This window comes from Acetobacter sp. DmW_043, assembly GCF_002153485.1.
Taxonomy (GTDB): Bacteria; Pseudomonadota; Alphaproteobacteria; order Acetobacterales; family Acetobacteraceae; genus Acetobacter; species Acetobacter thailandicus.
The window spans coordinates 120,282-130,352 of record NZ_JOMN01000008.1; the positions used below are offsets into that span (position 1 = coordinate 120,282).

Sequence of the window (10,071 nt, forward strand, 5' to 3'; positions counted from 1 at the left end):
AGTTCAGGATCCGAAATAATGAGACTACACCTTGTTGCTGCATTGAGCGCTATGACCTTCCTCACGGCCTGTGCCCATAAAAAGGTTGATACGGGTGCTTCTACCGGAGACGCAACACTCATTGCACCGCAGACAAGCGGTCCGGTGCCAGGCAGCGAGGCTGATCTGGTTGCGAGTGTGGGTGACCGCGTACTCTTCCCGTTCAATCAGAGCGGTCTGACACAGGATGCGCAGGCAACCCTGCTGAAACAGGCAGCCTGGCTGGCAAAATATCCTCAGGTTAATATCGAAATTGCAGGTAACTGCGATGATCGTGGTACCGAGGAATACAACATTGCTCTCGGTCAGCGTCGTGCAAATGCTGCACGCGACTTCCTGGTGGCTCATGGTGTAGCATCATCGCGCATTACGACCATTTCTTACGGTAAAGATCGTCCGACCGATCCGGGTGATGACGAAAGTGCATGGGCGCAGAATCGTAACGCAATTACTTCTGTCAAATAATTTTGACATTTAGTATTTGACGTAACAGAGCGGGTTCGGAGATAATCTTCCGGCCCGTTTTTGTTATTGTGGTCGTTTTTCTTTCAGTTCATGTGTAAAGTCTGACAGATTTTCAGCAAGGTGAGGTATCTCATGATACGCCGTTTTATACGTTCTGTTTCTGCTTGCGGGCGTATCGCTGTTCTGGGGGCTATGTTGCCTGTTGCGGGCGTGTCTGCCGTGTCCTGCACTGCCTATGCGCAGGATGCTGAGATGAGCAGAGAAGGGCTTGCCCTTCACAATCAGATTCTGGCGCTTCAGCAGCAGGTATCAGCGCTTAAGCAACAGATGGCCAGCTCGGGGGAAAGTGGCAGCACTCTTGCTCCTCCGTCTTCAACTCCGGCGACCTCATCATCTGGCAGCAATGACCTGACAGCACAGCTGCTTGATCGTGTCAGCACACTTGAGCAGCAGCAGCGTGACATGCGGGGTGAACTTGATCAGCAGGTTAACTCACTGCAGCAGCAGGTAGCAACTTTGTCAAAACAGCTGGCTGATGCTCAGTTTGCCGCTCAGAATGGCGGGGGTGGTTCTGTCAGCGCAGCTGCTCCGGCAAAAACAGCTGAAGCAGCCCCTTCTACACCAGATGCATTACTTGCTGCTGGTAAAGCTGCTTTGCAAAAGCGTGATTATACGACAGCGCATGATAATGCTGAGGCCGCGCTGAAAAATGCCAGAGGCAGCTTTAAAGTTGATGCTCAGTTTTTGCTGGCTCAGTCTCTGGCCGGGCAGAAACAGTTCAGGCAGTCAGCTATTGCCTATTATGATGCTTATCGTCAGTCTCCCAAAAGCGCCCGTGCGCCAGATGCGTTGCTTGGGGTAACGGCATCTTTGCTGGCTATGGGAGATAAAAAGCCAGCCTGTCAGGCACTGGCAAAACTGAAGCAGGAATTTCCGTCTCCTGCTGAACGTGTTTCTCATGCAGCAGCAATTTATACGGCCCGGGGTGGCTGTTCATAATTTCTGATCTGACTGATCCTTTTTCGGTTGCTGCAATAACGCCTGCACAGTTTTGTGCTGTTATGGAGCGCCTTGGCCCGTGGGTGCCTGACCGCGCGGGTATGAGCCCGGTCGCTCTGGCTGTTTCCGGTGGTGGCGACAGCCTCTGCCTTGCCTGGCTTGCCTCGTTATGGCGTAAAAATCTGCTGGCTTTGATTGTTGATCACGGGCTTCGCAAAGACTCGGCAGAGGAAGCCAGGCTGACCGCCCGCCGGTTGCAGGCTCTTCATATTCCATCACGGATCATTACGCTGACTCATCTGAGTAAGGGCAGTGGTATCGCAGAGCGTGCGCGTTCTGCGCGTTATGTGGCACTTCGTCAGGCCTGTTATGAGGCGGGGTGTACTGATTTGTTACTTGGCCATCAGGCAGATGACCAGGCTGAGACAGTAGCTATGCGTCAGCGCGCCGGGAGTGGTTGTGATGGTCTTGCTGGCATGGCTTCAGTCACAGCTTTGCCTGAGGTGCGCCTGGTAAGGCCGTTGCTTGGTTTTTCGCGTGAAGCTTTGCGGCAGACATTGAGAGAGCAGCAGATTGAGTGGGTCGATGACCCCTCTAATGAAGATCTGACAGCTGAGCGTGTCAGAGTGCGTACGGCATTTCGTCGTGATAGTACCAGTCGTACAGCAGGCTGGGTGCAGGCAGCGCAGCAGGGCAGTTTGCGTATGGTGCGTGAGACTGAACGAATTGCAGCACTGGCACAGCAGAGCGCTCTGTTGCCTTATGGCTGGGCCATTGCCGGTGAAACTTTACCTCAGCCTGAAAATTTGTCGTTGCTGATCCGCGCTGTTGGGGGCCTTATTTACCCTCCTTCTGTTGCTGCTGTTGAGCAGCTTTATCTGCGTCATTGTGAAGCCACGCTCGCTGGTGTGCAGCTGGTACGCCATAAGACACAGTGGTTTTTGATCAGAGAGGCTGCCGCGCAGCAGGGGCCTGTTGCCCTGGCCGATCGTGCAGTGTGGGATAATCGTTTCAGGGTTAGTCTTCCTGCCGGGCTGGACGGAGGGGAGATCACAGTAGCGGCAGCGGGTTTCGGGCTTGCCCGTGAGCAGCGTTGCGGGTGGCCTGCGCGTTTTTGCGCAACATTACCGGCTTTGTGGCGCAGCGGGCAGCGGATTGCGGTTCCGCATATTGGGTTATGTGATGATCTGGCATTACAAAATATCAGGCTGATATTTGCTCCGCCGGTACCGGCAGGGGGCAGAACAGTGTACGATCCTGTTTGTCCGGTCAGTCCTTAAATATTGCGTATGGCAGCTATGAGTTCTTTTCGTATCGCCTTACTTTTTTCAAAACAAAGACATTCTCTGTGCAGAAAAGCGGATTATCCCCTAGGAATGTGCAGATGATCACCCTATTTATAATCTGAATAAGTTGCAATTTTCGGCATCTGCTGCACAGATGATATTTTTACAGGACCTTTCTGGCGCTTTGCCAAGACGAGTATGGAAACACAGCCACTATGAATAATTTAGGCCGTAATCTGGCTCTGTGGGTTGGCATCATTGTGCTGTTACTCTTTCTGGTGAATGTTTTTCAGCCAGGAAGCACACAGCATGCCTCCCAGCAGCTTGCCTATTCTGATTTTGTTACTGATGTCGATACAGATCATGTCAGGTCTGTCGTCGTGCAGGAGCACAATATCTCTGGTGTGCTTAAAGATGGCACATCCTTTGAAACATATGCCCCCGATGACCCAAATCTGATTCCTAAAATGGTCAGTAAGGGCGTGCAGGTCAGTGCAAAACCGCTTGATCGTGATGGCAGCCCGCTGCTGCGTTATTTCCTTAATGCGCTGCCTATTATCATTATGATCGCAGCCTGGCTGTTCGTAATGCGCCAGATGCAGGGTGGTGCCGGCCGTGGTGCAATGGGCTTTGGTAAGTCCCGCGCTAAAATGCTGACAGAAAAGCATGGTCGCGTTACGTTTGATGATGTCGCCGGTATTGATGAGGCAAAGGGTGAGTTACAGGAGATTGTTGATTTCCTGAAAGACCCGCAGAAATTTACCCGGCTGGGTGGTAAAATCCCCAAAGGTGTCCTGCTGGTTGGCCCTCCCGGTACAGGTAAAACCCTGCTGGCCCGTGCTATTGCAGGTGAAGCCAATGTGCCTTTCTTCACCATTTCCGGCTCTGACTTTGTCGAGATGTTTGTCGGTGTTGGTGCGTCACGTGTTCGTGATATGTTTGAGCAGGGTAAAAAAGCAGCTCCCTGCATTATCTTCATTGATGAGATCGACGCAGTCGGGCGTCATCGTGGCGCCGGTCTTGGTGGCGGCAATGATGAGCGCGAGCAGACCCTGAACCAGATGCTGGTTGAGATGGATGGTTTTGAGAGCAGTGAAGGGGTAATCCTTATTGCTGCAACAAACCGCCCCGATGTGCTCGACCCCGCATTGCTGCGCCCTGGTCGTTTTGACCGTCAGGTTGTTGTGTCAAATCCTGATGTTGCAGGTCGTGAAAAGATTTTACGTGTGCATATGCGCAAAGTGCCACTGGCCTCTGACGTTGACCCACGTATTATTGCCCGCGGCACTCCTGGTTTCTCTGGTGCTGATCTTGCCAATCTCGTGAATGAAGCAGCTCTTGCTGCCGCGCGTCAGGGCAAGCGCACAGTTGCTATGCGTGAGTTTGAAGACGCCAAAGATAAAGTGCTTATGGGTGCTGAGCGTCGTTCACTCGTCATGCATGAGGATGAGAAGAAGCGCACGGCTTATCATGAAGCCGGCCATGCCGTGACAGCTGTTCTGGTCCCTGAGAGTGAGCCGATTCATAAAGCAACGATCATTCCGCGTGGCCGTGCTCTGGGTATGGTGATGCGTCTGCCAGAGGGCGATCGTCTTTCTATGAGTCGCAAAAACTGCATTGCCCACCTTGTTGTGGCAATGGGTGGTCGTGTGGCTGAAGAGGTTATCTACGGCAAAGATAATATCTGTAATGGCGCTATGGGCGACATTCAGATGGCAACCAGAGTTGCCCGCAGCATGGTTACCGAATGGGGAATGAGCGACAAAGTTGGTATGATCGCTTATGCCGGTGACGATAATGGCAGCGCGGGTATGTTTGGCAGTGCGAAGAACTTCTCTGAGCATACAGCTATGGAGATTGATTCGGAAATCAAACGCCTGATTGATGAAGCCTATGAGCAGGCCCGTGACTATATGCATGGCAATATTGATGCTCTGCACAGGATTGCTGAAGGCCTGCTGGAGTTTGAAACGCTGACGGGCGAAGAAATTCGCCAGCTTATGAGAGGTCAGCCGATCGAGCGTAAGGAAGATGATGATTCCGGGCCGGTGAATCGTCGGGCTTCTGTTCCGCAGGTTATTGAAGCAGAAGTGAAGCCCTCAGGCAGTGATGATGGGCCTTCAGTTCCGGCGCCTCAGCTGAGCTAACGCTGCTGGTGACTGAACAGCTTTAAGATTAAGAACGGGGCGGCAGTTTTATGCCGCCCTTTTTTATTGTGGATGAGATGATGGATTTTACGCGTTTAGCTGAACCTTCAGGGCTTATTTATGGTTCCGTAGCGAGGGAGGCAGTGCGGGCTGGTCATGCCTTACCTCTTGCTGGCGGGCCTGCCGCTTTTACACTGGTTGACCTGATTGATGGTTATACGCGTAGCGGGTTTATGCCTGTTTCGTCTGTGCCAGCCGGGTGGCAGCCGCAACTTGAGCGTATTTCACGTGCTCCTGTCAGCGATGTTGTGTCATTGAACAAGCAGGTTATGGGCATTGTTAATCTTACACCTGATAGTTTTAGCAGTGATGGTCATGCTGGTAACGCTGAGCATGCAGTTGCAGCCAGCAGGCAGAGTGTTGAGCAGGGTGCGCGTATTCTCGATATTGGTGGAGAAAGTACACGTCCTGGCTCAGCAGTGATTACTCCCCGGGAGGAATGGCAGCGAATTGGAGAGACGGTTTCTGCATTACGAGAGCATTTACCCGATACGATTTTGTCAGTGGATACGCGTCATAGCTTCGTTATGGAGCAGGCTCTGGAAGCTGGCGTTCATATTATTAACGATATTTCAGCGCTCGATGACCCCGATGCTTTGCCGTTGCTTGCGCAACATACCTGTGGCGTTGTGCTGATGCATATGCGCGGAACTCCCCAGACTATGGGAGCGTATACTGATTATCAGGATATTGGGTACGATACGGTACGTGAACTTGGCGAACGGTTAAAATATGCTGTTGAGGGGGGGATAAAGCCCGGGCGTATTATTATTGACCCAGGTTTTGGTTTTGCAAAAACAACAGAGCAGAACATGCAGCTGCTGGCGCGCGTGGCATTGTTTACTAATCTGGGGTGTCCGATTCTGGTCGGTGTGTCGCGTAAGCGTATGATCGGTGCGGTAACAGGTGTTACTTCAGCTGCGCAGCGGGATGCTGGTACACACACAGCGTCACTGGCAGGGATTGCTGCGGGCGGTTGTATCGCGCGGGTGCATGATGTCGCTGGTATGATGCAGTCTCTTAATACCTGGCAGGCGTTACAGAATTTTTAAAACGTCTGAGTTTATAACAGATACATGGTTTCGCGCTGAGGTAAATCGCTCTAGAACACAAAGGTCATTGTGCAGCATACGATGGCCGAAGAAAACCGGAATGCAGGAGAGCTGGGATGATACGTCAGAAACGTCTGTTTGGTACAGATGGCATTCGGGGTACAGCTAATCAGACCCCGATGACCGTAGAAACAGCTCAGCGTCTGGGTCAGGCTGCAGGTCTGCGCTTTACGCGCGGTGACCATCGTCATAGCGTACTGGTTGGCAAAGATACGCGTTTGTCAGGGTATATGATTGAAAGCGCCATGGTTTCTGGCTTTCTCTCAGCTGGTATGGATGTAACCTTTGTCGGGCCGCTGCCAACACCTGCTATTGCGATGCTGACCCGCTCTTTGCGTGCTGATCTTGGGGTGATGATTTCAGCCTCTCATAATCCCTTTGAGGATAACGGCATTAAACTATTTGGTCCTGATGGTTTTAAACTCTCGGATGCTGATGAGCACGAGATTGAAGACCTGATGGAATCTGACCTGACAGGTCGCCTTGCCGCCCCCGATAAAATCGGAAGAGCCTCTCGCCTGAATGACGCAGCCGGGCGTTATATTGAACATGCCAAGGCTTCTTTCCCGCGTAAAATACGCCTTGATGGTATGAAAATCGTCATTGATTGTGCCAATGGTTCGGCTTACCGGGTGGCCCCGACAGCCCTGTGGGAGCTGGGTGCGGAAGTTATTCGTATTGGTTGCACACCTGATGGTGTGAATATTAATGAGCAATGTGGGTCGACTTACCCTGAAACATTATGTGCAGCGGTCAGGCAACATAAAGCGCACCTGGGTATTGCTCTTGATGGTGATGCTGATCGTGTTCTGATTGCAGACGAAACAGGTCATCTGATTGATGGTGATCAGATTCTTGCATTAATTGCACAGTCCTGGAATCGTGAGCATCGCCTTGAAGGGGGAGGGATTGTTGCGACTGTAATGTCGAACATGGGGCTTGAGCGTTTTCTTAATGATCTGAATATCGGTCTTGAACGCACAGCAGTGGGTGATCGCTATGTCGTTGAGAGAATGCGTGAACGCGGCATAAATATTGGTGGCGAACAGTCAGGCCATATGGTGCTGACTGATTTTGGCACCACCGGAGATGGTCTTATTGCAGCACTGCAAATTCTGGCATTTCTTGTTGAAGATGGCCGTCCCGCCAGTCAGGTGTGTCGTTTGTTTAAGCCTTTCCCACAGAAATTGCAGAACATACGTTTTACTGGGGTAAGCCCGCTTGAGCGTGAGAGCGTTAAGGAAAAGCAGGCAGAAATAGAGAAACAACTAGCTGGCCGTGGCCGTCTGGTTTTGCGTAAAAGTGGTACAGAGCCTTTGATACGTGTGATGGTTGAAGCTGAGGATTCCCTCCTTGTTGAACAGGCCGTTTCAGACATGTGTGGTGTTATAGAAGCCACCGAATAAGAGAAGAAGATGCAGAAAACGGAGCAGCCGGTCGTGCGTGTTCTCTCCATTGCGGGGAGTGATTCCGGCGGCGGGGCCGGTATACAGGCTGACATTAAGACCATAACGACCCTGCAGGGCTATGCCATGACGGCGATCACAGCCCTGACCGCACAGAACACGCATGGTGTTGATAGTATTTTGCCTGTTCCGCCTGAGTTTTTACGGCAGCAGATTCATGCTGTCCTTAATGACCTGGGGACGGATGCTTTTAAAACCGGCATGGTTGGAGGAGCTGCAGAAATACGCGTGGTGGCTGAAGAGATACAGCATTATGTCTCGCGTTTTCCTGATGTGCCGGTTGTGGTTGACCCTGTTATGGTAGCAAAAGGTGGTGCAGCACTTCTGGCTGAGGAAGCGCTCGATACGTTACAGAACGTGTTATTACCACAGGCAACAGTTATTACGCCTAATATTCCTGAAGCGATTTGCCTGGTAAAGCAGGATATCACAACAGTAAACGAGATGCGTCAGGCAGCTCGCAGATTGTATAATGCAACCGGTGCAGCTGTTGTGGTGAAAGGCGGGCACCTGACAGATGATACACTGGTTGATGTTTTATTTGATGGCGTTAATTTCAGTGAGTTCTCTGATACGCGTATTAATACGCGTCATACACATGGCACAGGCTGTACACTGGCCAGTGCGCTGGCAACACGACTGGCACAGGGTTACTCTCTTTTTGACGCTGTTCATCAGGCCAGAGCATATGTCAGGCAAGCTATTGTAATGGCTCCCGGTTTAGGGGGGGGAGCCGGCCCTTTGTGGCATCAGGTCGCTTTTATGCGATAGCCTGCTGAGCATTTATCGAAGAATATGCAGGGACTGCCCCCTGTTCGCTTATAGCCATCGGGGTTTTAAGAATATAGCCTCTTCCCCAGATGGTAGTAATAAGTTTTCTGGCACCGGCATCAGCCAGTTTTTTACGAAGTTTGCAGATAAAGACATCAATTATTTTGATGTCTGGCTGATCTTGTCCATTATAGAGGTTATCGAGAAGAATCTCTTTAGTAAGAGTAATATTTTTACGCATCATAAGAAGTTTGAGAGTAGAGAACTCTTTGTTTGTCAGATGAACGGGACGCCCGGATACTGTAACGGTCTGTGAGTTCATATCCATGGTCAGGTCACCAATCTGAGTCACAGAACTTGCAAAGCCGCCTGAACGACGCAGAATAGCTTGAATGCGGGCAATAAGCTCATTTATGTCGCATGGCGTTGCAATATAATCATCAGCTCCATTAGCAAAAGCTTTTATTTTTGTATGGGGTTTATCGATATCAGATAAAATAATAATCGGGGTTTCCAGCCTTGTTGAGCGTGCTGTGTTAATAATATCAAACCCATCCATATCTGGCAGCATCAGCTCAATAATTGCCAGACCATAATTATAGTTACGCATCATTTCGAGTGCATCATGCCCTGATGAGCACACGTCAGTAATGAAGCCAATGCTGTTAAGTTTAGTTACAATTTCTTCCGTAAGAGACTGGTTATCCTGAGCAAAAAGAATGCGCATATTGTTTTCTCCGTGGAAGGAGCAAAATTACGCCCCTGGGTTGTATTAACAATCTTATAATATACTTTTAGGTGTTTTTATATAAAATAAACACAAATAAAACATTAAATTAATTGCATATAAAATAAATATTTTAAGTTTATTTTTATATTTATTGTATTTTATACAATAAAAACAATAGGAAAAAAAATTCTATTATTTTTTAAAATTGATATTTTTTATATATACATAAAAGATATATGATTATTAAGTATTTAATTATTTTACTTTAATTTGATATTTAATGGTATTTTAATATGATTATTATTTTATTAAAACAATATATATTGTACATTTTTCTTTAGATAATTCAGTGGGTTCACATTGTATGTGCATAGTTGGCAGGGGGTATAATTTTACCTTTGTTATTGGTAATATGCTCATTTTAATATTATATTTTAGTAAATTGTGTAATTGCTGTGTGCCTTGCAATATCTTCTTAGATATCAGACCTTAAAACAGAAGACTGTCAGAGAAAGCGATTGCAGAATGAGTGCTCAGACTGGCCTTATTACTCTTGGTGATGAAAATGCTACCGGCCGTCTGGCGTGCATTCTGGCTGCTCAGGCACGCCCAGGCGACGCTCTTTTACTGTCTGGTCCACTCGGCGCCGGAAAAAGTGTGTTCTCCAGAGCGTTTTTGCGGGCTGCCTGCCGTGATGAGGCGCTTGAGGTGCCGAGTCCTACCTACACTCTTGTTCAGGCCTATCAGGCCCCTGATTATGTTGTGTCGCATTTTGATCTCTGGCGACTGGGGAGCCCTGATGAGCTTGAAGAGCTCGGCTGGGATGATGCGCGTGAGGGTGTTGTTCTTGTCGAGTGGCCCGATAAGCTTGAAGAGTTTCTGCCAGATAATGCCTTGCATCTGACGTTGTCTGTTCAGGCTAACGGTACGCGAATGGTGTCTGTGCAGGGGTGGGAAGAGCGTCTTTCTCCAGGCTGGCACAGGGCAGGAGGCTGA

At 49.6% G+C, this 10,071-nt stretch carries 9 protein-coding genes; 8 read left to right on the plus strand and 1 reads right to left on the minus strand.

Annotated elements, in window-relative coordinates:
- The first annotated feature begins 18 nt into the window (after nucleotides 1-18).
- The 7 genes from pal to thiD all read left to right on the plus strand — a co-directional run bounded on the left by pal (nucleotide 19) and on the right by thiD (nucleotide 8,345).
- Entirely contained in the window at nucleotides 19-504 is a 486-nt protein-coding gene (pal, locus tag HK11_RS02765) for a peptidoglycan-associated lipoprotein Pal (protein ID WP_086553816.1), read from the plus strand.
- A gap of 132 nt (nucleotides 505-636) precedes the next feature.
- A complete protein-coding gene (locus HK11_RS02770) occupies nucleotides 637-1,503 on the plus strand; it encodes a hypothetical protein (protein WP_173559213.1) in 867 nt (288 codons plus the stop codon).
- Between the two features lie 62 nt (nucleotides 1,504-1,565).
- A complete protein-coding gene (tilS, locus tag HK11_RS02775) occupies nucleotides 1,566-2,783 on the plus strand; it encodes a tRNA lysidine(34) synthetase TilS (protein WP_086553817.1) in 1,218 nt (405 codons plus the stop codon).
- A 221-nt stretch (nucleotides 2,784-3,004) separates the two neighbouring features.
- The gene (ftsH, locus tag HK11_RS02780; RefSeq protein WP_086553818.1) at nucleotides 3,005-4,936 is read left to right on the plus strand and encodes an ATP-dependent zinc metalloprotease FtsH; all 1,932 of its coding nucleotides are present in this window, start codon (nucleotides 3,005-3,007) and stop codon (nucleotides 4,934-4,936) included.
- A 50-nt stretch (nucleotides 4,937-4,986) separates the two neighbouring features.
- Nucleotides 4,987-6,048 (plus strand): dihydropteroate synthase, encoded by a 1,062-nt coding sequence (folP, locus tag HK11_RS02785; RefSeq protein ID WP_233133277.1) that lies wholly within the window; start codon nucleotides 4,987-4,989, stop codon nucleotides 6,046-6,048.
- Between the two features lie 116 nt (nucleotides 6,049-6,164).
- Nucleotides 6,165-7,514, plus strand: coding sequence for a phosphoglucosamine mutase (gene glmM, locus HK11_RS02790; RefSeq protein WP_086553819.1), 1,350 nt, complete (start codon nucleotides 6,165-6,167; stop codon nucleotides 7,512-7,514).
- 33 nt (nucleotides 7,515-7,547) lie between these two features.
- On the plus strand, nucleotides 7,548-8,345 hold the full coding sequence (thiD, locus tag HK11_RS02795) for a bifunctional hydroxymethylpyrimidine kinase/phosphomethylpyrimidine kinase (RefSeq protein ID WP_233127792.1): 798 nt from the start codon (nucleotides 7,548-7,550) through the stop codon (nucleotides 8,343-8,345).
- Here thiD and HK11_RS02800 read toward each other — a convergent pair.
- The gene (locus tag HK11_RS02800) at nucleotides 8,335-9,072 is read right to left on the minus strand and encodes a response regulator transcription factor (protein ID WP_086553821.1); all 738 of its coding nucleotides are present in this window, start codon (nucleotides 9,070-9,072) and stop codon (nucleotides 8,335-8,337) included. The two genes, thiD and HK11_RS02800, sit on opposite strands and share 11 nt — an antisense overlap.
- Before the next feature lie 528 nt (nucleotides 9,073-9,600).
- On the opposite strand from HK11_RS02800, the gene tsaE reads away from it, so the two are divergent.
- A complete protein-coding gene (gene tsaE / locus HK11_RS02805) occupies nucleotides 9,601-10,071 on the plus strand; it encodes a tRNA (adenosine(37)-N6)-threonylcarbamoyltransferase complex ATPase subunit type 1 TsaE (protein ID WP_086553822.1) in 471 nt (156 codons plus the stop codon).